22 protein-coding genes are annotated in these 23,325 nt (G+C 46.8%); 2 read left to right on the forward strand and 20 right to left on the reverse strand.

The features are described from left to right. Window positions 1-9 precede the first annotated feature (9 nt). From ilvA to PGX44_RS00915, 3 genes are all read right to left on the reverse strand, one after another. The gene (ilvA, locus tag PGX44_RS00905) at window positions 10-1,224 is read right to left on the reverse strand and encodes a threonine ammonia-lyase (RefSeq protein ID WP_498853862.1); all 1,215 of its coding nucleotides are present in this window, start codon (window positions 1,222-1,224) and stop codon (window positions 10-12) included. Window positions 1,225-1,757: 533 nt separating this feature from the next. Further along, complete coding sequence (locus PGX44_RS00910) at window positions 1,758-3,176, reverse strand: alanine/glycine:cation symporter family protein (RefSeq protein ID WP_498853863.1); 1,419 nt, start codon at window positions 3,174-3,176, stop codon at window positions 1,758-1,760. A 265-nt stretch (window positions 3,177-3,441) separates the two neighbouring features. After that, a complete protein-coding gene (locus PGX44_RS00915) occupies window positions 3,442-4,383 on the reverse strand; it encodes a bile acid:sodium symporter family protein (protein ID WP_498853864.1) in 942 nt (313 codons plus the stop codon). A gap of 739 nt (window positions 4,384-5,122) precedes the next feature. Here PGX44_RS00915 and PGX44_RS00920 point away from each other — a divergent pair. Then, window positions 5,123-6,586, forward strand: coding sequence for an amino acid permease (locus tag PGX44_RS00920; RefSeq protein WP_498853865.1), 1,464 nt, complete (start codon window positions 5,123-5,125; stop codon window positions 6,584-6,586). Window positions 6,587-6,931: 345 nt separating this feature from the next. Here the strand turns inward: PGX44_RS00920 and PGX44_RS00925 are convergent, their stop codons facing one another. Further along, on the reverse strand, window positions 6,932-8,137 hold the full coding sequence (locus PGX44_RS00925; RefSeq protein ID WP_498853866.1) for an aminotransferase-like domain-containing protein: 1,206 nt from the start codon (window positions 8,135-8,137) through the stop codon (window positions 6,932-6,934). Window positions 8,138-8,224: 87 nt separating this feature from the next. After that, the gene (nifJ, locus tag PGX44_RS00930) at window positions 8,225-11,740 is read right to left on the reverse strand and encodes a pyruvate:ferredoxin (flavodoxin) oxidoreductase (RefSeq protein WP_498853867.1); all 3,516 of its coding nucleotides are present in this window, start codon (window positions 11,738-11,740) and stop codon (window positions 8,225-8,227) included. Between the two features lie 176 nt (window positions 11,741-11,916). On the opposite strand from nifJ, the gene PGX44_RS00935 reads away from it, so the two are divergent. Continuing rightward, entirely contained in the window at window positions 11,917-12,792 is an 876-nt protein-coding gene (locus PGX44_RS00935; protein WP_289001694.1) for a LysR family transcriptional regulator, read from the forward strand. 214 nt (window positions 12,793-13,006) lie between these two features. Here PGX44_RS00935 and PGX44_RS00940 read toward each other — a convergent pair whose 3' ends face one another. The 15 genes from PGX44_RS00940 to PGX44_RS01010 all read right to left on the reverse strand — a co-directional run bounded on the left by PGX44_RS00940 (window position 13,007) and on the right by PGX44_RS01010 (window position 23,314). Then, entirely contained in the window at window positions 13,007-13,213 is a 207-nt protein-coding gene (locus PGX44_RS00940) for a hypothetical protein (RefSeq protein ID WP_498853868.1), read from the reverse strand. Between the two features lie 15 nt (window positions 13,214-13,228). Beyond that, window positions 13,229-13,435, reverse strand: a complete 207-nt coding sequence (locus PGX44_RS00945) for a CPCC family cysteine-rich protein (protein ID WP_498853869.1) — start codon at window positions 13,433-13,435, stop codon at window positions 13,229-13,231. Between the two features lie 260 nt (window positions 13,436-13,695). Beyond that, window positions 13,696-14,520, reverse strand: a complete 825-nt coding sequence (locus PGX44_RS00950) for a DNA adenine methylase (RefSeq protein WP_498853870.1) — start codon at window positions 14,518-14,520, stop codon at window positions 13,696-13,698. Between the two features lie 117 nt (window positions 14,521-14,637). Continuing rightward, window positions 14,638-14,931 carry a hypothetical protein gene (locus PGX44_RS00955; RefSeq protein ID WP_498853871.1) on the reverse strand — a complete coding sequence of 98 codons (294 nt, stop codon included), beginning with the start codon at window positions 14,929-14,931 and terminating at the stop codon, window positions 14,638-14,640. A gap of 67 nt (window positions 14,932-14,998) precedes the next feature. Beyond that, entirely contained in the window at window positions 14,999-15,544 is a 546-nt protein-coding gene (locus PGX44_RS00960; RefSeq protein ID WP_498853872.1) for an N-acetylmuramoyl-L-alanine amidase family protein, read from the reverse strand. Next, window positions 15,541-15,987 carry a phage holin family protein gene (locus tag PGX44_RS00965; protein WP_498853873.1) on the reverse strand — a complete coding sequence of 149 codons (447 nt, stop codon included), beginning with the start codon at window positions 15,985-15,987 and terminating at the stop codon, window positions 15,541-15,543. The genes PGX44_RS00960 and PGX44_RS00965 overlap by 4 nt, the downstream gene beginning before the upstream one ends. A gap of 14 nt (window positions 15,988-16,001) precedes the next feature. Then, window positions 16,002-16,184: a hypothetical protein gene (locus PGX44_RS00970; protein WP_498853874.1), complete on the reverse strand. Its 183-nt coding sequence runs from the start codon at window positions 16,182-16,184 to the stop codon at window positions 16,002-16,004. Then, entirely contained in the window at window positions 16,185-16,712 is a 528-nt protein-coding gene (locus PGX44_RS00975) for a hypothetical protein (RefSeq protein WP_498853875.1), read from the reverse strand. 733 nt (window positions 16,713-17,445) lie between these two features. Next, a complete protein-coding gene (locus PGX44_RS00980) occupies window positions 17,446-18,579 on the reverse strand; it encodes a radical SAM protein (RefSeq protein WP_498853876.1) in 1,134 nt (377 codons plus the stop codon). Window positions 18,580-18,597: 18 nt separating this feature from the next. Continuing rightward, the gene (locus PGX44_RS00985) at window positions 18,598-19,485 is read right to left on the reverse strand and encodes a hypothetical protein (protein ID WP_498853877.1); all 888 of its coding nucleotides are present in this window, start codon (window positions 19,483-19,485) and stop codon (window positions 18,598-18,600) included. 12 nt (window positions 19,486-19,497) lie between these two features. After that, complete coding sequence (locus PGX44_RS00990; protein WP_498853878.1) at window positions 19,498-20,400, reverse strand: phage baseplate protein; 903 nt, start codon at window positions 20,398-20,400, stop codon at window positions 19,498-19,500. A gap of 3 nt (window positions 20,401-20,403) precedes the next feature. Further along, complete coding sequence (locus PGX44_RS00995; protein WP_498853879.1) at window positions 20,404-21,156, reverse strand: baseplate wedge 1 family protein; 753 nt, start codon at window positions 21,154-21,156, stop codon at window positions 20,404-20,406. Next, complete coding sequence (locus tag PGX44_RS01000; RefSeq protein WP_498853880.1) at window positions 21,156-22,346, reverse strand: baseplate J/gp47 family protein; 1,191 nt, start codon at window positions 22,344-22,346, stop codon at window positions 21,156-21,158. The genes PGX44_RS00995 and PGX44_RS01000 overlap by 1 nt, the downstream gene beginning before the upstream one ends. After that, window positions 22,347-22,709 carry a contractile injection system sheath initiator gene (locus PGX44_RS01005; protein WP_498853881.1) on the reverse strand — a complete coding sequence of 121 codons (363 nt, stop codon included), beginning with the start codon at window positions 22,707-22,709 and terminating at the stop codon, window positions 22,347-22,349. Continuing rightward, window positions 22,709-23,314, reverse strand: coding sequence for a Gp138 family membrane-puncturing spike protein (locus PGX44_RS01010; protein WP_498853882.1), 606 nt, complete (start codon window positions 23,312-23,314; stop codon window positions 22,709-22,711). Before PGX44_RS01010 ends, PGX44_RS01005 begins: the two co-directional genes overlap by 1 nt. Window positions 23,315-23,325 lie beyond the last annotated feature (11 nt).

Here is a 23,325-nt window from a genome sequence, read left to right on the forward strand (position 1 = left end):
GCAGGTAGATTATTTAATAGTGACTTGATAGTGCTGGTCACGCAGGAGTTCCATCAGATGTTCTACGTGTTTTTCATTGGCTGTTTCCAGTTCAAACGAAACGGCCGTATAGCCAATGCCGACACCGTGCTGGCTCCGTTCATGCGTAACAGAAAGAACGTTGGCATTGGTTTCGGCAATGAGGGACAAGAGTTTGACCAGTTCGCCAGGCTGATCAGGGATGATCGTCGAGAAGAATACTTTCCGCCACGAACGCAGGAGCCCGCTGTTGATGATACGCGTCATATTATTGACGTCGATGTTACCGCCACTGATGAGGGCAGCTACCTTCTTGCCATGAAGGCCGGAAATCTTGCCGTTCATGAGGGCTGCCACCGGGACCGCACCGGCACCTTCGGAAACAGCCTTGCAGCGTTCGAGGAGCCAGAGAATAGCACCGGCAATTTCCGTTTCGTCGACGATGACAATATCATCGAGATAGCGGCTGCAAATGTCATAGGTTAAATCGCCAGGTGTCTTAACGGCAATACCGTCCGCCAGGGTCGCCTTGCCATTACAGGTCAGGATTTTGCCGTGATCGATAGAATTCTTCATAGAAGGCATGTTAGCCGTCTGCACGCCGATAACCTTAATCTTCGGATTGACGCTCTTAGCTGCTACAGCCAGGCCGGAAATGAGGCCGCCGCCACCGATAGGCGCGACAATCGCATCTACGTCAGGCATTTGTTCGATGATTTCCAGGGCAATGGTCCCCTGGCCGGCAATGACTTCCGGATCGTTGAAAGGATGTACGAAGGTATAGCCATGTTCTTTTGTCAGTTCTTCTGCCTTAGCAGCGGCTTCATCAAAGAAATCACCGTAGAGAACGACATTGGCACCATAGCCCTTCGTCGCAGCTACCTTCATCAAAGGTGCGTGCTTCGGCATACAAATCGTGGACTGGCAGCCGTAGACGCTGGCCGCTAAGGCAACGCCCTGAGCATGGTTGCCTGCCGACGCAGCAATAACACCTTTTTCCCTCTCTTCCGGCGTCAGGGAGGCCACCTTGTTGTAGGCACCGCGTAATTTAAAGGACCCTGTGCGCTGCAGGTTTTCCATTTTCAAATATACCTTGCAGTCAGAGAGCTTGCTCACAGAATTGGAGTACGATAAGCCTGTTTTCTGGGCTACACCTTTGAGCCGTTCCTGTGCTTCTTGTACCATTTTTAACGTAACTTGTTCCATCAACCATCACTCCTCTTTAAAAATCGACAAATTGAAATAAATGAGTGCGCAGCCGTTTACCGTTTCTGCTTTCTCCTATTCGTTTGTGCCACGCCCTACGGTACTTCTTTTGCCCTCAATATACAATCAAACATATCCACTGTCAAGAGATATAAAGACGATTTAATTTTCCTCTCATAGAGGGCCCCTCTTCTTTAATTTACACGTCAAAAGTCACTTTATTAACGAAATAAAAAGAGGTCATAATGTTAAGTTTTATAGTCATAAAATTATAAAATAGCAACAAGTCTATTCACAGTATACAAATAACCATTTCCAGAAGATGTATATGAATTTGTACTAGCCAATACCATGCATATGCGTTATACGTATTATTCGCATTTGTATTTCGTAATGCAGAATGTATTTTCACTATATGGCTGTGTAATTCATAACGTACTATAGGCTCCCCATAAAATAAACTGAACCGCAAGCCCGGGGCATGCGGTTCAGGATGTATTACATCAGGTACAGCAATTAACAAGATCGTCAGATTAGTCTTTATTCCACCAAACAACACCTTTAACATTAGAAAGGGCATTCTTGAAGAATACTGGTGTTTTAACACCAGCCTTGCGCTGTCTTTCATAATCGTCCAGTGCTTCCTTTGCTCTCGGGAAAAGAATGAGGATAGCCGTGACGTTCGTCAGTACCTGGAAGGCCATGAATAAGTCAGCCAGATTCCAAACCAAGGGCAGCTCAGCAACGGAACCAAAGAAAATCATGACGGCAATGAAGAAACGGAAGACATGCATAGCCCATTTATTCTGTGTTAAATGGCCGATGTTGATTTCACCATAGTAGTAGTTGCCAATGATGGAGCTGAAGGCAAAGAGGAAAATCAGGACTGATACAGCCGTCGGTGCAATGCTGCCGAAATACTGGGACAGATCCCACTGGATCAATTCTACCCCTGTCAGACCCGAACTTTCATAGGAACCGCTAAGGAGCACGATAAAGGCACTAGCCGAGCAAATGAAGAGCGTATCTACGTAAACGCCAAAAGCCTGAATCAGGCCCTGTACGACCGGGTGATCGGCATCAGCCGTAGCCGCTGCGTTAGGAACGGAACCTTCACCGGCTTCATTAGAGAAGAGGCCGCGCTTGAAGCCTGTAAGAACAGCAGCACCCATGCCGCCGCCAAAGACAGCCTGGAAATCAAAGGCATCGCGGAAGATAATACCAAACGCCGTCGGCAAGAGATCGATATGATAAATCATGATCCCTAAGGCAACGATAATATAAAGACCGGCCATGAGCGGTACCATCCATTCCGTTACACGGGCAATACGGCCTAAGCCGCCACAGATAACGGCAATAGAAAGGACCATGACGACAATACCAATGATCGTTTTATCAATGCCAAAAGCCGCATTGAGGGACAAGGCAATCGTATTAGCCTGTACGGAGTTGTAAATCAAACCGTAGGTAATGGAAATCAAGACAGCAAATACGGCAGCCCAGATACCATGACCCAGACCATTTTTTAGATAATATGCCGGGCCGCCACGGAAGGTCGTTTCACCCTGTTTGCCCTTGGCCGGCACCTTGTAAATCTGAGCCAGCGTACTTTCGACAAAACCCGTAGCCGAACCGATAATGGCAATAAACCACATCCAGAAAATAGCACCAGGACCACCGGTCGTAATAGCGATGGCAATACCAGCAATGTTCCCTACGCCGACACGGGATGCCGTACTAACGCAAAATGCCTGGAATGGAGAGATTTCATTTCCCCTGGTCTTCGTGTTCACAGAGGACACGATGAGGCTGAACATATTGGTAAAATAGCGCAGCTGCACGAAACGCAAGCGGAACGTAAAGTAAAAACCCGCTACAACCAACAACGTAATAATAATGTACGTCCATAAGAATGAATTAATACTTGATACAATTGAATTCAATAGCTCCATAAGATCATCTCCCTTTCTAAGGAAAAAAGGACCCATTTTTGCGCGCACAAAAGCGTACAACAAATGAGTCCTCATCGACACATAACTATTTTATTATATGTTATATTTTATAGAAAAATAACACATAAGTCAAGCTATATAGGAAAAAAAGGAACTGCTTGTCACTATACGGCATAAGTAAATTTTCAAAGTATCTTCCAGACACTTTATCGCAACGGAAGTTTTACGTTGGTATTTTACTTTTTTCGTGCAGATTATTAATCTTTTACGTTTCTGTAACCGTGTTTTGCGTCTTGCCAGCCCAGAAGGAAGCCACTAAGGTACCTAAGACACTAGCCCAAACGATTAATACACCACCAGGTACAGCCGCTAAGGGATCAAAATAGGTAATCCCCAGAGATACGGCAAGAGCCGTATTTTGTATACCTATGAGGAAGGTCATAGCCTTTCTCCGGCTTAATTCCATATGAAAGATGCGGGCTGCCACATAACCGATGATCATTCCACAAATGGTATAGAATGCGCAGGCCAGGGCAATTTCAACGCCTACTAATTTTATTCGTTCCACATTGAGGGATACGACGACGGCAATAACTACGACCACGGCAGCCACCGTCAATAAAGGCGCCAGCTTTAAAACCGTATCCATTTGTTTAGAAAATACCTTGCGGATGAGAAGGCCAAGGGCGATTGGAATAATGACGATTTTAATAATGCCTACGAACATAGCCAACGCATCGAGAGGCATGTAACGGCCGACATAAAACATAAGCAGCGCCGGTGTAACAAACGGTGAAATAAGGGTACCCAGGCTTGATGTCGTAACGGAAAGAGCTTTATCGCCATTAGAAATCATCGTCATAACATTGGATGTCGCTCCGGAGGGCGTACAGCCTACCAGGATGAGGCCTACGATCAGCATCGGTGGCAGACCCAAAAGAGTGCCGATTCCCAGGCCTACAAGAGGCATACAGACGGAGATGACGATGATTCCCAAGATGACATCACGGGGTCTCGTCAATACCAGTTTAAAATCACCGGGAGTCATAGAAAGGCCCATGCTCAGCATGACACAGCCGATGAGATACGGAATCCAGTCGCCGTGCATGAAGGGTGCCGGCATAAGAAAGGCGACGACAGCCGAAAGAATAATCCAAAGCGTAAGATAACGGGTCAAAAATTTCACAAGTTTAAATAGCGATTCCATAGGTCCCTCCCAATTCTGCTTCCAGTCCAATCAGTGATAGGCGGCAAGAACGAGTCATACCGCAGGGGAACATGAGTAGTACTGCCATTCCAGATCATACGTCTGCCTTATGATTGATTGTATCACAAAAAGAGATAAGAGGCTATGCGTCTTCTCTGCGTGAGGCTGGGAAACAGGAGCCAATATTTTCCGGGAAGCATCCCGTTCCTGCCCCACACATCTGATGAAGAATGATGCCTACGGCTATGAGACTGACAAGGCTACGCTATGTATGGCACTTTTAGCCTGTATATCCCTAAAGCTTGCGTGAACTGGGAGGACGTAGTGTTGGCGTTTACTAATTAATATGACAAACTCATACAGTATGAATTGTCAGTATGTTAAACATTCGGTATAATATATAAGTACATATTTATTTTCCTATATTTTACTTTATTGCAAAGCCGTCTGCGGCCCCGGCAAAGAATACGGGGGCCATCCATACCATACGAAAACAATATCCGTAATCCGGACGCCTGTTTTCCGATACAGAAAGCCTATGCAGTAAGAACGAAGGTGACAGGAATACATTATTTCTGCAGTGACAACAGCACTGATCCGGCACTTGTCGCTGCCTGACTGCACGAGCAGCCAGTTTAACAGGGATCCACAAGGGCAATATCCCTTGTGACAGACACACGCCGACAGGGTGTACCTGTTGGCCTTTATATACTATATTATCTAATAAGGTCGTGATTCAATGAGTAATGAAGAACAACAGAATAAGGGCCTGCGGCGAAGCTTAAAAGCACGTCATATGAATATGATTGCTATTGGCGGCGCCATTGGTACAGGCTTATTTGTCGCTGGCGGGGAAACTGTCAGTACGGCTGGTCCTGGCGGTGCATTATTGTCATATTCGCTTATCGGTATCATGGTATATTTCCTCATGACCAGTCTCGGTGAAATGGCCGCCTATTTGCCGGTCAGTGGTTCCTTTGAAACCTATGCCAACCGCTACGTCGACAAGTCCCTGGGCTTTGCCCTGGGCTGGAACTACTGGTTCAACTGGGCCATTACGGTCGCAGCAGAACTCGTAGCCGGTGCCCTGATCATGAAGTACTGGTTCCCGGATACGCCGGCTGCCGTCTGGAGTGCTATTTTCCTGGTCATCCTATTTGTCCTCAATTATCTCTCCACCCGGTCCTACGGCGAAAGCGAATTCATCTTTGCCGGTATCAAGGTACTGACGGTCATCGTCTTCCTCTTTGCCGGCGCCCTCCTCATCCTGGGCCTTGGGCCTGAACCGTCGCCGGGCTTTACGAACTGGACCATTGGCGATGCGCCCTTCGTCGGTGGCTTCACGGCCATGCTGAGCATCTTCATGGTCGCCGGCTTCTCCTTCCAGGGTACGGAAATGATTGGCATCGCTGCCGGTGAAAGTGAAGATCCGGAAAAGAACGTGCCGCGTGCAGTTAAATCGATTTTCTGGCGTATTCTCCTCTTTTACTTAGGTGCCTTCGTCGTCATCGGTTTCCTCATTCCCTATACGGATCCAAACCTGCTCAATACAGAAATCGAAAACATTTCCGTCAGCCCCTTTACACTCGTCTTTGAACGGTTTGGTCTCGTCGCCGCCGCTTCCGTCATGAATGCCGTCATTCTGACAGCAGTACTCTCGGCAGGCAACTCCGGTTTGTACGTTTCTACGCGTATGCTCTACGCAATGGCAGAAACAGGCCAAGCGCCAAAATGCTTCCTGAAATTAAACAAACGCGGTGTACCGAGCTATGCCCTCTTTGCCACTGTAGTCTTTGGCCTGGCAGCCTTCCTGACATCCCTCATTGGTGAAGGGAAAGCTTACGATTGGCTCGTCAACATCAGCGGCATGGCCGGTTTCATTACCTGGATTGGTATTGCCATTTGTCATTACCGGTTCCGTCGTGCCTATATGGCACAGCATAAGGATTTGAAGGATCTTCCCTACCGGGCAAAACTCTTTCCCTTTGGACCTATCCTGGCCCTCATCATGTGTATCATCGTTACGGCAGGTCAGAATTACTCAGCCTTTACCGGTGCTGAAATCGACTGGTACGGTGCCAGTGTTGCCTACATTGGCATCCCTGTATTCTTAGCCATCTTCATTTGGCACAAGGTAAAAAACCATACCAAGCTAATCCCCTTAGAAGAAGTAAATCTCTCGCGGGATGAAATGGAAAAATAATAAAGAATAACAAAAATACCTCCTCACAACAGGCATATGAGCCACTGTGAGGAGGTATTTTATATGACAAAGTTGCTATTTTGTTTAAATGGCAACTTTACGCCCTTCATCATCCGTCAATACTTCGGATCAGGGGCCTATTGGGTACCGACACGAACGAGGGCATGAAGCCGCCGGAGATTTTCTTTTGTTTTGTTCATCAGTAGCCTCCCTGTCAGGCATGACAAAGACCACCTGCATCGCTGCAAGTGGTCTTTGTTGCGATTTAGTTCAATTTTCTTCTTCTACAAATAGAGCGTTTTTCTTGATGCTAACAAGGTATCCTCAATTCTAAATCATCAAAGCTTACAACTTCGCGCAAATATAGTCTCCCAGCGTCTTGATCGAACTGCGGATAACATCGACAGGAACGTTACCGAAACTCATGCGCATGGCATTGCTGCCTTTTCCGTTTCCCTCTACAAAAAATCCTTCTCCGACAATAAAGGCCACGCGGCAATGTCTGACTGATTCCGCCAAGAGTTCCGTCGTATTGATGCCTCCCGGCAATTCAACCCAGGTAAACAAACCGCCGTCCGGATAGGTATGCTTCGTGCCGGCCGGGAAATAAGCATCCAGGCTTTCCATCATGGCGTCGCGTCGCTCCCGATATATTTGGCATATCTTCTTCAAATGTTCAGGATAATACCCTTGCTTAAAAAATTCGGCGCAAAGGACTTCGGAAATTTTACTGCAGTGCGAATTGGTCGCCATTTTAGCGTCGAACAGCTTCGCCATAATTTGTTCGTCGGCAACAATGTAGCCAAGGCGGCTGCCCGGCGAGAAAATCTTAGAAAAACTATTGGCCAGCACCACGTTTCCTACCCTGTCAAAGGATTTAACAGGCAATAAGTCATGGCCGCTGTAGCGAATATCGCGGTACGGATCGTCTTCAAGGACTATGACATCGTACGTTTCCGCCAATTCGGCCAGCTTCTGTCTCCGTTCCTGCGACAACGTAATGCCCGTCGGGTTTTGGAATGTCGGGATGGTATAGATAAATTTAGGATGATACTGCTTGATTTTTTCTTCTACCTCTTCCATTACCAGTCCATGGTCATCCATCGGGCAAGGAACGCACTTGGCTCCAAACATCTGAAAAATCATCGTACAGTGCACGAATGTCGGATCTTCCACCAGAATAACGTCGCCCGGATTGATGAATACCTGACACATGAGATTCATAGATTCCAATCCGCCGGCGGTAATCATGACGTTTTCAATCTTCGTCTGCACGCCTTTAGGCGCCAACAACTGCGTGACAATGATCTCGCGCAGGTCCGTCAATCCCTGAGTCTGTCCATACGCCAAGGCTTCTACGCCCCTGCCTTCCCGTCGGAATACAGCTTGGGAAATACGCTGCAAAATTTCGACGGGCAGCGCTTCCTTCGCTGGCGATCCGCCACCAAACGAGACTAACGTAGGGTCGCTCATAGCGCTGAATAAATTATTCAAAATAACGCCTGTCTTTTCCATGGCTTCTGTCGACCATCGATCTGCAAAGTGATACATAGATACCATCCTCTCTCAAACGATACTGAGGGAACCGGCGCGCCGTCCTCATCCCGCAACGACGGTAGCGCCGATTCTTCTTTACTATTATTTTGAAACCAGCGACTGATAATAAGCGAGTTTATCCATGGCGTCTTGCTCTGTCTTTTTAAACAATTCTTCCGCTGCATCTGGTTTTACTTTCATGAGAGAAGCAAAGCGTACTTCGTTCATCAGGAATTCGCGGAAGTTTCCCGTCGGCGGTTTCGAATCCATGCTAAAGGGATTTTTCCCTTCCTGCGCCAGCAAAGGATTATACCGATATAACGACCAATAGCCGCATTCGACGGCTTTTTTCTGCTCTTTCTGGCTGCTGTTCATCCCCGATTTGATGCCGTGATTAATACACGGGCAATAGGCGATGACGATAGACGGACCCGGATAGGCTTCCGCTTCAGCCAGTGCTTTAAGGGTCTGGGCCTTGTCCGCGCCCATAGCGATCTGCGCGACGTATATGTAGCCGTAGGACATGAAAATGCGTCCTAAGTCTTTCTTCTTCGTCGCCTTGCCGCCGGCGGCGAACTTGGCGATGGCTGCAAAAGGCGTAGATTTGGAAGCCTGACCGCCCGTATTGGAGTAGACTTCCGTATCGAGCACGAGGGCGTTAATATTTTTCCCCTGGGCCAATACGTGATCCAAGCCGCCGTAGTCGATGTCGTAAGCCCAGCCGTCGCCGCCGATGAGCCATTGGCTTTGTGTTACGAGATAATCCTTATTGTCTGCCAAATCCTGCAAAGGCTTTGGCAAATTCTCTATTTTACGAATAGCTGCCAATACGTTTTCAGCCCGCTCTCTCGTCCCTTCCGATACGTGCTGATGCTCCAGCCAATCCGACAACACCTGATCCAACTCATCGCTGAGATGCAGCGCGATAGCAGCGCGGGCCGCCGAAGCCATCTGCCGCTGGATCTGCTGCGTGCCACTGAATAAGCCTAAGCCAAATTCCGCCGTATCTTCAAAAAGCGAGCTATTCCAAGCCGGTCCGTGGCCTTTAGCATCTGTCGTATACGGCGAGGCCGGCACGCTGCCGGAAAATACATGAGCGCATCCGGCAGAATTCGCTACCAACATGCGGTCGCCGTACAATTGCGTCAGCAGCTTGATATACGGCGTTTCGCCGCAGCCTGCGCAAGCGCCGGAGAATTCAAACAACGGCTTTTCAAATTGACTGCCTTTGACGGTCCATTTGCTGAACGGATTGGCCTTCTGTGGCAGCCCGGCCGTGTACTTCCAAAGGACAGCTTCTTCGCTCTCTTCTGAAAGAATCTGCATAGAAAGCGCTTTTTCTTTCGCTGGGCATACGTTGACGCAGTTCTGGCATCCCGTGCAGTCCAGTACGGAAATCGCCATGTAAAATTCATAATTTGCCGCCCCGACGGCCTGTTTCGTTGCAATAGCTTTTGGAGCCGCCGCTTTTTCGTCGGCCGTCAGCAATATCGGGCGGATGCAACCGTGCGGACAAACCATAGCGCATTGATTGCATTGAATACATTTCGCCGCATCCCACTTGGGAACAAAGATAGATACGCCGCGCTTTTCATAGGCTGCCGTGCCGACGGGATAGGAGCCGTCCTCCATGGGAATCATGCCGCTGACGGGCACCTCGTCACCTTCCAGACGATTCACCGGAATGAGGAAGTCTTTGACATAAGCCGGGACAGCTTCCTCCGTCGGACGCTTCACATCAACAGCGTCAGCCCATGCGTCGGGAACATCAATTTTTACCAATTCCGTTACGCCCTTTTCAATCGCTTTAAAGTTCATTTCCACGACGTCGTCGCCCTTTTTGCCGTACGTCACCTGCACCGAGTTTTTCAAATACGTTATGGCGTCTTCAATGGGAATAATGTCGGATAATGTAAAGAAAGCGGCCTGCATAATCATATTCGTGCGGTTGCCGAGGCCGATTTCACGGGCGAGCTCTACGGCGTTCAACGTATAAAATTGTATTTCCTTCCGCGCAAGGTACCGCCTCATAGACGCCGGAAGGCGTTCCTCTAATTCTTCAGGCTTCCAAATCGTATTTAACAGGAAAATGCCCTTTTTCTTTAATCCGTTCAATATATTGTACTTATAGACATACGACTGCTGCGAACACGATACGTAATCGGCTTGGTCGACGAGATAGGTAAGGCGAATGGGAATATCGCCGAACCGCAAATGGGATACAGTAATACCGCCGGATTTTTTAGAGTCATAAGCAAAATAGGCTTGCGCGTATTTATTCGTGTTATCGCCGATGATCTTGATGGCACTCTTATTGGCTCCCACCGTTCCGTCTGATCCTAACCCCCAGAATTTACATTCGCTGATTTGCGGATGCTTAATCTGAATAGCGTCTTCATTATGGGGCAATCCCGTGCCGTTCATATCGTCGATAATACCTACGGTAAAATGATCCTTAGGCGCATCTTGCTTCATATTTTCAAATACGTCGTTTATGTGAGACGGCCGGATATCTTTCCCACCGATTCCAATACGGCCGCCGACTACGATAGGCTTAACGTCGGCATTATAGAAAGCCGTCTTGACGTCCATATACAGCGGCTCCGCTTGGGCATTGATTTCTTTTACGCGATCTAGCGCCGTAATAACTTTCACGGTTTTCGGAATAACGGCAAAGAAATGCTTCAGCGAGAACGGACGATACAGATGTACTGTGACGACGCCTACCTTTTCGCCTCTGGCCGTCAATGCGTCGACGACCTCTTCAGCCGTCTGGCTCATAGAGCCCATACAGATGATAACCCGTTCGGCGTCGTCTGCCCCATAATAATCGAAAAGATGATACCGGCGGCCGGTGAGCCTTTCGATTTCATCCATATAGTGCTCGACGATATCTGGCAAATCATTCCAATAATGGTTCGTAACCTCACGCTGCTGGAAGTGAATATCCGCGTTTTGTACAGTGCCCCGTACGCAGGGATGATCCGGATTCAGGGAGTTGCGGCGGAACGCGTTGACAGCATCCATATCTACCAGCCCTTTTAGGTCTTCGTAATCTAAGACTTCGATTTTCTGGATTTCATGAGACGTGCGGAATCCATCGAAGAAGTGCAGGAAGGGAACCCGCCCTTTAATCGCACTCAGATGAGCTACTGCTGCTAAATCCATCACTTGCTGTACGCTAGCCGATGAAAGCAGAGCAAAGCCTGTAGGACGCGTCGTCAGTACATCGGAATAATCGCAAAATATGCCTAACCCATTCGAAGCGACTAAGCGAGACGCTACGTGAAATACGCCCGGAAGCAGCTCGCCGGCAATTTTAAACATATTGGGAATCATGAGCATCAAACCCTGCGACGATGTATAGGTACTCGTCAACGCGCCAGCCTGGAGCGAACCGTGCACCGCGCCGGATGCGCCCTTTTCCGACTGCATTTCCAATACATTGACGACTTCCCCAAAAATATTCTTTCTTCCTTCCGTCGCCCATTCGTCGATATGCTGCGCCATATCGGAAGACGGCGTAATCGGATAAATAGCCGCCACATCTGTAAACGCATACGACGCATATGCCGCCGCCGTATTACCGTCCATTGATTTATACTTTTTTACACGCATCTTACCTTACCTCCTTGAAAGATATTATAAAAATATTATTTCCATTCAAATACGCCTCGATTGGATGCTTTCCAATTTCGTATGTATATGATATCCTAAATACATAAATGAGTAAACATCATAATATTCACATTATATTTGAATGTTATTCACGTTATTCTTATAGGAGGAATACAATGGAACTTTCTTCGTATCGCATATTCAACGCCGTAGCAACGACAGGAAATTTTTCAAAAGCAGCCCGCAGCCTGTATTTAAGCCCGTCGGCCATCAGTCACGCCATTACAAAAATGGAAAAAGACGTCGGATTTCCTTTATTTATCCGTTCTAAAAATAATGTCATCCTTACTACATATGGGCGGGAAATATTGCCGCAAATTCAAAATCTTTTGGCATTACATTCAAAAATACATAAAGAATTAGAAATCCTGCAGAATATACAGCATGGCGTAGTGCATATCGGCACCTACAACAGTACATGCTGCTACTGGCTTCCCTCAGTCTTCCAGGAACTGAAAAAGAATCACTTGGAAATACAGCTTATCGTTCATGAAGGCGAATACCCGGAATTGGAAAGCAATATGAAAAACGGTACGCTGGATATTTCCTTTTTGCCTCCTATACAAACGGATATATTGGATTACGAAACCCTGTATTTAGATAAAATGGTCTGCATTGCCCCGTTAGAATATACGTTTAAACAAGGAGGGCTCATCACAATTGAAGAAATCTCCAACTATAATCTCGTCGCCTCGCCGGGAGGTTATACGTACGATATTCAGCCTTTCTTCTCCGCCAATCATATACCCTTGTTTTCGCCCCATACGCTGGCCAACGACTCGTCTATTGTCGCGTTAGTGGAAAGCGGCCTTGGAATCAGCATATTACCTTCTCTCGTTTTAAAATTAGTTCACGGCAATATCCAAATTTTAGATATTCAAAATAACCCGTATCGTACGATCGGCCTTGCCACGCAAAAACAACAATTCGTCACACCGGCTACGCAAATCGTAAAAGATATTATAAAAAAAGTCGTTAAGAGCAAACCGTAACGACTGTAAGTATGTAAAATAAGGGGCAACGAGAGCGTATATACTGCGTTTCCCCTTCAACGCCACGTCGCATAGGATAACTCCTGACACGATGGATTGATGCAATCACCTTTTTTTGGTTGATTAACTATTGATTGCTATAGCACAGAGAAGGAAAATGTAAAGGCATGAAAAACCACCTGCATTGCTGCAGGTGGTCGGTGTTACGATTTTATTAATCTTCTTCTACAAATGGGGCATCATTCTTAATACTAACAAGATATCTTAAAATATCACCGGGTGTGTTAGCCCAGCCATGTTCAATGGCATATAGAAGTTCTTCGGCCTCATCTTCCGTATCAATCAACCCCATAAAACCATCTAGCCATTCTTTATCGTCCCGATATGTTTTCAGTGTTTTTCTTAGCTTTTCTTTGTACATAGACGACGCCTCATTTCATTCTATGGTTTTTCCGTGCTTATAGGCTTCTCTGGCTTCGTTCAAGCTCATGTCGTTACCGCAACCTTCCCAGTCCGGCTTATCTTTTTGAACAACGTCATTCGTCCAGCCACAAATAGGGCATTCATCAAAATCACCATAAAATTCAAAATAATGTTTCTTGCAAACTGGACACAACAAATCTTCATCTCGTTCTTTTGCCATTTTCTCGTTCCTCCTGCTGCCTCCTAGAGTGAACTGCACCCCAATCCCCACAGGTGGTAGCCTATGGAGCTTTGGTGCTTCGCCTATTCAAAAAAAAACGCCTGCAACAAAATGCTGCAGGCGTTTCATGTGGTGAACCATTTGAGCTATTGTGCGAACTCTTGTACTATCTATGTGAGTAGTGAGTACTTCGCGGTTTCCGTCTTGCGGTGCGCCTGATAGCAACATACAAAAAGGTCGGAGCATATGCCCCGGCCTTTTTAATAATTTGTAATTAACAGCTCTGTATCTTGCCGCTGATTTTTTACCTGGAAAACGCGCCGCACCGTTACCGGCTGTATGTTATAGCCACTATATAAGTCATAGACTGCCGGCACGTTGCTATTGCTTACCATGACATAGGCACCGATGGCATCCAGACGGCGGAATACCTGTGCTAAAAGGGCATGGTCGTCATAGTTAAATTTATGAGCGGTGTATTCGTTAAATTTAAGAGATTCCGTTACTGGTAAATACGGCGGATCCATATAGACGAAATCGCCGGCTGATACATCCGCAAGGAAAGTATCAAAATTCGTGTTTTTGATTTGTACGTCACTTGCTTTCATGTATTGAGATAATGCCTGTATTCGTTCCGCGGTAACTGAGAAATCGCGCGTGGTGTAGTTATACGAAGAGTTAAACAGGCCGCGTTTATTTGTCCGATACATACGATGATGGCAGTAAAAATTTAGATAAATTAAAAGCGCCGCCTCTTCTACGTCGTTTTCGTCTGCCGTCATCTTGTCGTTATATCGCGCACGCAGTGCATTGTATTTTTCTTTCGTGCATCCACCGGCCGCTAATGCCTGTAATGCCGTGATAAGCGCTTCCGGGCAATCTTTAATACATCTGTATGTGTTCATTAGTTGTGTATTGCGGTCGTTGATATGTGCCGCGTTAGGCTGTAGTGCTAAAAGAACCGATGCCCCCCCCACAAAGGGTTCCCAGTATGTACGATATGATTTTGGCACACGGTCCAGTATATACGACATAACACGCTCTTTGCAGCCAACCCATCTGATGACCGGCTTTAATTCTCCCAATTTATATATATCCCTCCTTCTTTTATAAAAAAAGAGCCGGTATGCGATGGCACATACCGGCTCCGATTTTGCCGTATCTTACTCTGAGTTACTTTGAGTTACTATAGGTTACTACTGTTACTGTACGTCCTTGTTGTCGGTTGTTGCACTTTTTGCAACAACCACTTTTGCGATCCAAAGGCCGCCGCTAATCAATACTGGCAATACAATCTTGTCACGGATTGCCGACCAACCGCTTTCTGTGGCCGCCTGGCTCTGAATCTCTGTGATAAATTTGTCGGCTACGCCCTGAATAGCCTCCATGCCGTCTGTCGCCAGGCTTGTCGTCAGCTGGTCCTTTGCTGTTGCGGCTACGTCTTCGACGCTTAATGCGTCCACCAGGGCATCCCGAACTTCTGTCCATTTACTCATACTGTTTTCCTCCTGTTTTTTATAAATAGGTAAAAAGGCGCGCAGATAAAAAGATCACCTCCCCCGGTTACAGCGCGCACTGATAGTCTGTTACTCCTCTAGCAATGGCACGGGAAAAGGCCTCCTGTCGTTTGGATAAAAGCTCTTCGTCGTGCGCATTACTGATAAAGGCTAATTCAACCAAGATTGCCGGCATGTCCGTATTATTGAGTACATACAGGCCGTTACGGCCCGGTACAGCCTCTTTGACGCCGCGGTCTACCGTGTGTAAGCTCGTTACAATTTGCTGTTGTACGGCATTTGCCAACGCATAGCCGGCCTTAGAACCGGGGTAACAGTACGTTTCCGTACCCAGCGCGCTTTCTGCGTCAGCTGCATTGCAATGAATGGAAATAAACAGATCAGCACCGCTTTCATTTGCTGTGGCGCAAATCGTGGCCAAATCGTCGCTTTGAAATACTTCGGCATCTACGCCGGCGGCCGCCAGGTACTGCGCGACGGATTCGCCTACATGAGCCGCTACATCCGATTCTCTGAGGCCGGTTGTTTCGTTGACTGCGCCCGGGTCCGGGTTGCCGTTCGGTGCGTGTCCTGGATTAATAAATACTTTCATTTCTTCACTTCTCCCTTCTCTGCGCTTAATTGCTCTAATGTATCACGTAGTTTCTGCGGGATAGGTAAGCCCGCTTTGGCTGCGTTTTCGACAATACTAAGCCCTTCATTACCGATAAAAAACCAGACAACCATCGTTTGTATGAGCGGTTGTCCGGTTATTTTGTCCAGCTCGTGCGCTAGTGCCACGAGTAGCAGAATGATGATTTTTTTACAAATGCCCCTAAATCCCTTTGTGCTATTGAGTGCCATATTGGGGTTGATATAAGCTGCCAGCACGCCCGTCATGTAATCAATGACCATGGCAAATAGCAGTACCTCGATTGTCTTGTCCCAGCCCAGGAACGTGGTTAGTATACTGCCTACCAATGCCGTTATCCCTCCCCATGTGATCTCAATTTCTCCCGGTACAATGTGCCGGATTAGTGCCAGTAAACCCTCCATGCGTACCTCCTTTACTATTTTTTAACTTTCCTGTTGTTTTTTTGTTCCGGTATTTCTGCTTCCCAGGTATGCGGATTGTTTATTTTACAGGTATTATCTGCAAAAAATCTGGGAGGACGATAAAACAGGCAATTTGTACAATTAGGGCTGGAACAATTTTTTTGTAAAATATGCATTGCCTTAATAACTTCATCCATTTACATCACTCCTTTCTTGTTACCGGTATTTTTTAACCCATTCCAGCAAATTGTACTGTAATCAAAATCATCATCATGTGCATTTGCGGCAACTAAGTACCCGTTTGCAAACATCATATGACTGCCATCAATTACCAGCTCGTATAATTCTGTATCTGTACCGTATTCTCTGGCAATCATCGGTTCATCGTGTTTCCATCCATCTATTACTGCATAATCAACTGGCCGATCAATAACAAGTACGTCCTGACTAAGCGTCAGCCCTTTATATTGCGGGCAAAGCACCACGTCTTTTTCTAATATGTGTTGTGTCATATCTGCCACGCCGAAAAATTCGGTTTCTTGTTTCCGTACCCAGAATAAATGCTCCCCTGAAAAGTAGATGCTCCTATCGCTAAAAGTCCATATGCAACGTCTATTCCCTAGATGCGTATACTGCGTACCAATAACCTTGTTGACACCGGCGGGTCCTTGTACATATTCGCCTATTTGTATTGTTTCAATAGGCTTCCATACACCGTTTGCCATAAGAACCTTCGTACCGGAAATGAAACAGGAGCTACCGGGATAACACTGTGATTGACATGAACAATCTTGTTGACAAGACTGACAGCTTTGACATCGAGAAGACTGACATGTACATGCATTTTGACACCCTTGGCAGGATTGGCATCGGTCAGATTGGCAAGTCTGACAATGGTTCGATTCACAACAGTTATTGCTAAAGCTGCCTTCTAATGCATTAATGGCCTTTTGTAAGTTAGTTATATTATTTTTGTTTATTGTGCTGTAGTCCATAGTGCCGGTAGATATGGCACTTGTTAGTTTTGCATTCGATATGATTGTATTTACTTCATTTGCTAGTTCCGATACATGCGTGCGTTTTATTGTGACAGAGCTATTTAATGTTCCGTCTGTGTATGCCATGAATACCACCTCTTTCGCCTTGCGTTATCTTGTTTAAAACCATCAACATTCCCTAAGCTGACAGGACTGGCACCGCGTAGACTGACAGGATTGACAGGAGCATGCATCCTGACAGCTTTGACACCTCTGACAGGATTGACAAGATTGACAGGAGCATGCATCCTGACAGCTCTCACAACAGTTAGCATAACCGCAATTATCGACATGTGTCGCATACTGCTCTAATTTAGCAATTGCTGTTCGTAGTTCCGTGATATGGATGGCTTTTACTTTCGTTTCTACACCGGTTGCTAAATTGGTTGCGTCTGTAAAATTTGTTTTTGTAATTGCCCCATTAACAGCCATCGTCACTCATCACCTTTTTCCCCAGTTCTTGTACTTTCCTGAGTACCGGAATAAAAACTGAACGCTTTAGTTTACAATATGTCTGTTGTCTTGCATCATGAGAGATTAACTTACAGCCACCGCAACAATAAGCAACAGCAGGGCATTCCTTGCATATATCTCTGCGTTCTTTCGTAGTATCCCCGCTTATAATATTATTCATATAATTCATATAAGAATCATAAATAGAGCCTGCTTTGATAGATGTATTATGACAAGGATATAACGAACCATCTAATCCTAAATTATACGTAGTATACCCATTGCCACAACAGCAAGTGATACCCTTATACTCACCGTTATTATATTCATTCATATAAAACCATCGTAACCGGTCGTATTTCTCATGGATATATACATTTCTCGCGTACTTATCATTCGGTACATCTCCGGTTTTACGTTCTTCTAAATATTCATCAGTAAGAGCTGATATCTCTGCAACTAATCTATCATAGTCAAAATGCGTCAAATCTTGCGGAATGCCACCAGTATCCATAATTTCATCTACATTCATATATAAATGATGTTTATGAATTGGGTAGTATGCATTTTCAATCATCTGAAATGCATCACAAATATCAATGGGATAGGCATATGCGCTTAATACAGCGGATACGCCCAATTGATTTATTTTTAAAATTAGTTCCCTTTGTTCAGATCCCGGGGCAAACGCATCGAATCCTCTTGTTTGCAGTACATTGAACCCGTCCCATGATACACATACCCAAAAATCATATTGATTAAAAAACTCCACCATCTCCTGCGTTATGAGCTTACCATTTGTCATTACGGAATATTCGACCGGCAAGTTACGTTTTTGCGTTTCAGCAACGATTTTTTTGATATTATCCCAAAATAAAAGCGGCTCGCCTCCAAAAAATTGTAATCTTAATTTATTTCCATCACTAATTTCGTTGCTAACCTCTTCAATGAAATCATAGATATCTGGGTTAATTTCGTGAGAGATAGGATGTTCCACTAATGGATGTTGCAAGCAATATTTACAATTAAGATTGCATTCGTTCCCTAACATAATAAAAATCGTATTAATATTTCTATTTAGAAATTTATTCTTTCGATTCATCTCTTCATATCCTTTCGTTTATCCACTATATACAGCACCAAAAGAAACCCAGGCGCCATTAATACGGGCTTTTATTAACATATTTCCGGTATCAAACCAAAGGCTCCCGTCATTCGGATTAGATGGTTCTGTTTTGGATATAAGATATTTAGCATCCATCTCCGCTTGCGTATAAAATTTATCTTCCGTAATGGATTTTGCACTTTCAGCTGCTGCACTAGCACTTTCGCTGGCATTATCAGCATAGATTTTTGTCTGCTGTTCATACGAGGATGCATTAATTTCGCTTTTTGATGCCGCTGTCTGGCTATCGGCTGCTGCTTGTGCAGATACACCGGCAGCGTTGGCATAATCTCCGGCCTCTGTCGCACTAGATGCCGCGTTTTGAATTTGTGCCATAATGGAATTACTAAAGTTCTTCGCGTTCGTTTCAGACGTTTTTGCCGCCGACGCATAGGCGCTGGCACTTGTAGACGATGCCGCCGCGTTTGTTTCGCTGGTTTTGGCGTTCGTTTCGCTTAATTTCGCCGCTGTTTCGCTGGCTTTGGCGTTTCTTTCGCTGGTTTTGGCGTTCGTTTCGCTTAATTTCGCCGCTGTTTCGGACGCTTTAGCCGCCGTCTGGATGGCACTGGCTGCGCTGGCACTGGCTGCCGCCGCTGTCTGCGATGCCGATGCCGCGGACGCTGATGCAGCCGATGCCGCGGTCAGAGATTCTGCTGTTTCTTGGTCCCATACGGTGATAGATTCGTTATAGGTAGAGCCGCCGGCACTACCTACCTTGATTAAAAATTTTCCGCTGTCACGCTTTGCAACGGCCATTTCTCCCTCCCGGAGTTTCGGATTTACTTTCTGCCATTGCGTGACCGTATCAGACGAAAACTGTATACGCGCATTTGTAATTGCCATTGTATCCCTCCTCTACGCGGTACGAACCCAGATGTAAAAGGCCATGTATTTTGGCCGGGAATCGTAACTCTGCCCGCCGCCGGTGTTGCTTATAGATATATCGTGCTTATGGGCCGGGTAAAACGACGTGGTAAAACTGTGATTGTGGTTGCCGTCAAAGTGCACGATATAGTCTGATCTATTATCGTCTGCATTCCCGTCTGCCCTAAGTCCCGATTCTTTTACCGTAAAGCGGCCGCTTGTACTGGCGGTGCCCAGTGTTTGAGAGGGTCCTTTGTTTACATCATAAAACATATTAGACCGGCTCCTAAAATTGCCGGATAAATCCACACTGTTGGTATTCCCTGTGTGATTATGGCCAGCGGCCGGGGATTCTGTGGCGCCGTGGTTGTGTTCTGGTATTTCCGCGATAGTAATCGTATGGGTATTACTGCCGCCGGTAGAGCCGGGCGCCGCTGTTTTCCCTGCGGCCATGATAAAGGTCCCTTCTTCTACCAATTCCCACGTTGTGCCGGTGTACTTTTGCGCCGGGCTGGCCGGGTCTTTGGTAATGATGATTTGCCCAATAGAGGGCGTTGCATACTCTTTGATTGTATTGAGTACGTCTGTCAGGTCAATATTGCCCGTTGCGTCCGGCCGTACACCATTTACAGAGCCGGCAAAGGTCCGCCGCAAGTTGGCCACAAGGCCGCTGTAATCACTGTCTAAGGCATTGTAACCGGCCTGTACAATAGATTGGGCAATGGCCGCCGTCATGATGGTAGACTGCCGATACAGCTTATTATGCATTTTCGGCACGGCAATCCCCGGCACAACACCGGTCATGCGTTGTGTATCCACCTCGTAATCCGTGTCGGTTTCCATGTTTTCATCTTCGACGTTTTCGGCAAAGATGAGAAAATTACTAGTTGCCATATATTACTCCGTTTCCCTGGCCTGTAACCAGTGTGATTGATAGCCGCTGTAATTGAGTGTGTCGTAATCGTATGCAAAGATAGGCAAGCCGTCCGTATCGACAAAAGAGAGCATATTGATGCGCACGCCTTCGGGCTTCGGGATAATGTAGCCGTGTAAAATCAGTTCCTGCATCAATCCCGTATAGCGGCCGACGAGAACGATATTAAATGACATGTCCTGCAAGTCCTGTATCTGTATGCCTAACGATTCAGGAAATAAATTGTGCCACATATCGTACAGGTCCAGGACGTTCCCTTTCCAAATATCTTGGATGATACGGGCTTTTATCATGATACGGTATACATCGTCTGTAATAAGCGGCGCGTCGTTTAAATCTGCCGCCGCGTAGCCCCGGATAGTATCAGCGTATGATACGGTAGTACTCCCCGGTGTCTGATAAATCATGTACTGCGACGGGTCTGTATCTGCCTGTAATTCGTCTACCGTCGGTGATATCAGCTCACCACGGCCCGCCGGCGTCGGCTCGAATGTTAAGTCACGTGATACGCCGATACAAGCCCCTAACACGTCTAATTGCTCCCCTGTAGCAGTGTCTAAATCAAATTTCTCTACCATATTCAACAAGAGCGTATCTAAGGTACAGTTATAATCCACCATGCGCCGTACCATCGTATTAAATTTAGGCGCCAGCCGGTATTCTGACGTGATAAGGTTCCGATAGTATTCTTTATCTGGGATTTCGGGCGTTGCCATTACTGCGTCACCTCGATATCGTCATAACTGGGGCTTGCAAGCTCGTTGAAATTAATCGTCATATCATCCGCCGCCAGGCTGTCCGCGGAACGGCCGATTGTAAGCGAGGCGATACCAAACAGCGGCTTTGCCGGGTTCGGGTTACAGCCAACAATGACACCGGCCAGGATAGACACGGATACATCACGGCCGATTTCCAGGCCCTCTAAATACGTGTAAATAGCCTCCCGTACATCCTGGCTTAAACTGGATATATAGCCCGTGTACTTTTTGATTTTTAGGCTGACATGTACCGGCACATAAGACGGCCGATAAAAGCGTACTTTGTTGATATATTCGTTCTGATCTGTAATGGCTACTTCGGTGGTGCCGTTCGTGTAGCAGCCGATGCCTTTATGGTACAAAATAGCCTCTGCTATCTCTGTATCGTCGCCGCCTTCTACGACGCACGTAATGGAATGGGGCGGCAGCCCAAAGGGGTTGGTGTCTGCATCTACGTCGGATACATTGGTATCATTCTCATACACGGACACGCGTTCCACGTTGTCTAATGCCCGGATAGCACCTAACGTCCCGGATAACATGGTCTGCGACGGATTGGCAATCGATACGGTCTGCCGGGCGCGCAATTCGCCGTCTGTTTCAATGGCATTCCCTGGCACGGCCGAAACATTATTAACTACAGAGGTCCAGCCATATGTCGGTGTATTAATCTTTTTGATATCGCCGGCAATAGCTGTCACGGCACCGGCTACACTGCATGTAACCGTTGTGGTAAGCGTCCCGTCAGAGCCGATAATGACCGATGCTGGGAGATTCCATACAGTGCCGGTAGTATCTTTTACACTGCCGTTTTTGATTTCCGTAAAAGCTGTACCGGTCAGCACGACTTGGCACGTACTATAGCCGGCCGGCTTACGGTAAATGCCGTTTAACTTGACTACACTGTCTAATGCCGCGCCGATGGCTGTTTCCGGGCTGCGGGAATTATACGCATACTGGACCGCCTGATAGCTGTCGGATACTTTAAGCGCAAGTATAGATAAAAACTGATAATCTGCACTATCATTTTCGAGATAAATGTCATTGCCGTAAATCTCCTTCATCGATGCAATCATGTCGTTTAAAATATCAGTATAGGTCGGGATATGCAGGCCCGACGCGTCTATATAAGGGGTAAAATAGGCCATTTACACACCTCCCGTGTTAGATACCACTAATTCTCCGTACTGCGTCTCTACAACGCATGTAAATTTATATTGCCGGTTCTCGTAGTTGGATTCATAGGATGCGAGAGACTGCACACCCGTCGTGTTTACAATCCGGTCCTTAAAAATCAGATCCACGGCCTGTATATTCCGGTCACTGCCGGGCGACGCTAAAATCTGTTCAAATAAGGGTAAGCCGTCTTCGAGGTCTTCCCACCATTCCGCGTACAGCAGCAAGAGCCGCGTTTTAATTGCCTGGGCGCACGCCTCCACGCCGGATAAATAGGCCTGTTTGCCGCGTCCAAAGATATAATCGCCGTTGTCGTCTAATTGTCTGTATATCATCAGTCCACGCCTCCCGTCTTGTCGCCGCCGCTTTCTACCCCTGTATGCGTATGCTGCAAAAAGCTCCGGCCTTCAATTGTCGTTGTGCCGGTAATATTGACGTTTGACGCACGAATGGTAATAGTAGAGCCGGAAATAGAGATACCAGCGCCGCCGTCCAGGCTGCGGAGTTCGGCCGCCGTTGTGGAATACTGCGGCACCCGTTGCGGCTGTGACCATACACCCAAAACAGCAAAGCCGTCTGATAGGTCATGGCGTCTGCAATCAATCTGATTTTGTACGCCGCCGCTCTGCCACCAGGCATCCATACAGGCATCACCGAATACGACTAAACATTCATCTCCGGCTTGTACCGGCAAGGTAAGGACATAACCGCCGCCGCGGGGCAATACTAACGGCACATCTACCAATTGCGGGATATCTACCCATTGTTCATTTCCGTCGCCGTCGCGCCGCTTTTCACGTAGTGCTAATTGTACCGTTACGGTCTGTTCGTCCGGGTCAAAGGCCGTGATAATGCCTGGGCATGCAACGCGGAGATTGATCGCCCGGGACCTGGCCCGGTTCTCTTCGTTGATTTCATCCACCGGGATTAATTCGTTCATTGATATCATAA

Origin of the sequence: Caecibacter sp. AF58-12pH5A (assembly GCF_027681725.1) — a bacterium.
Classification (GTDB): Bacteria; Bacillota; Negativicutes; order Veillonellales; family Megasphaeraceae; genus Megasphaera; species Megasphaera hominis.

Bases quoted from the DNA above. Each gene is read 5' to 3' on its own strand.
- ilvA (WP_498853862.1), bottom strand. From the start codon at position 1,224: ATGGAACAAGTTACGTTAAAAATGGTACAAGAAGCACAGGAACGGCTC.
- PGX44_RS00910 (WP_498853863.1), bottom strand. From the start codon at position 3,176: ATGGAGCTATTGAATTCAATTGTATCAAGTATTAATTCATTCTTATGG.
- PGX44_RS00915 (WP_498853864.1), bottom strand. From the start codon at position 4,383: ATGGAATCGCTATTTAAACTTGTGAAATTTTTGACCCGTTATCTTACG.
- PGX44_RS00920 (WP_498853865.1), top strand. From the start codon at position 5,123: ATGAGTAATGAAGAACAACAGAATAAGGGCCTGCGGCGAAGCTTAAAA.
- PGX44_RS00925 (WP_498853866.1), bottom strand. From the start codon at position 8,137: ATGTATCACTTTGCAGATCGATGGTCGACAGAAGCCATGGAAAAGACA.
- nifJ (WP_498853867.1), bottom strand. From the start codon at position 11,740: ATGCGTGTAAAAAAGTATAAATCAATGGACGGTAATACGGCGGCGGCA.
- PGX44_RS00935 (WP_289001694.1), top strand. From the start codon at position 11,917: ATGGAACTTTCTTCGTATCGCATATTCAACGCCGTAGCAACGACAGGA.
- PGX44_RS00940 (WP_498853868.1), bottom strand. From the start codon at position 13,213: ATGTACAAAGAAAAGCTAAGAAAAACACTGAAAACATATCGGGACGAT.
- PGX44_RS00945 (WP_498853869.1), bottom strand. From the start codon at position 13,435: ATGGCAAAAGAACGAGATGAAGATTTGTTGTGTCCAGTTTGCAAGAAA.
- PGX44_RS00955 (WP_498853871.1), bottom strand. From the start codon at position 14,931: ATGAGTAAATGGACAGAAGTTCGGGATGCCCTGGTGGACGCATTAAGC.
- PGX44_RS00960 (WP_498853872.1), bottom strand. From the start codon at position 15,544: ATGAAAGTATTTATTAATCCAGGACACGCACCGAACGGCAACCCGGAC.
- PGX44_RS00965 (WP_498853873.1), bottom strand. From the start codon at position 15,987: ATGGAGGGTTTACTGGCACTAATCCGGCACATTGTACCGGGAGAAATT.
- PGX44_RS00970 (WP_498853874.1), bottom strand. From the start codon at position 16,184: ATGGATGAAGTTATTAAGGCAATGCATATTTTACAAAAAAATTGTTCC.
- PGX44_RS00975 (WP_498853875.1), bottom strand. From the start codon at position 16,712: ATGGCAAACGGTGTATGGAAGCCTATTGAAACAATACAAATAGGCGAA.
- PGX44_RS00980 (WP_498853876.1), bottom strand. From the start codon at position 18,579: ATGAATCGAAAGAATAAATTTCTAAATAGAAATATTAATACGATTTTT.
- PGX44_RS00985 (WP_498853877.1), bottom strand. From the start codon at position 19,485: ATGGCAATTACAAATGCGCGTATACAGTTTTCGTCTGATACGGTCACG.
- PGX44_RS00990 (WP_498853878.1), bottom strand. From the start codon at position 20,400: ATGGCAACTAGTAATTTTCTCATCTTTGCCGAAAACGTCGAAGATGAA.
- PGX44_RS00995 (WP_498853879.1), bottom strand. From the start codon at position 21,156: ATGGCAACGCCCGAAATCCCAGATAAAGAATACTATCGGAACCTTATC.
- PGX44_RS01000 (WP_498853880.1), bottom strand. From the start codon at position 22,346: ATGGCCTATTTTACCCCTTATATAGACGCGTCGGGCCTGCATATCCCG.
- PGX44_RS01005 (WP_498853881.1), bottom strand. From the start codon at position 22,709: ATGATATACAGACAATTAGACGACAACGGCGATTATATCTTTGGACGC.
- PGX44_RS01010 (WP_498853882.1), bottom strand. From the start codon at position 23,314: ATGAACGAATTAATCCCGGTGGATGAAATCAACGAAGAGAACCGGGCC.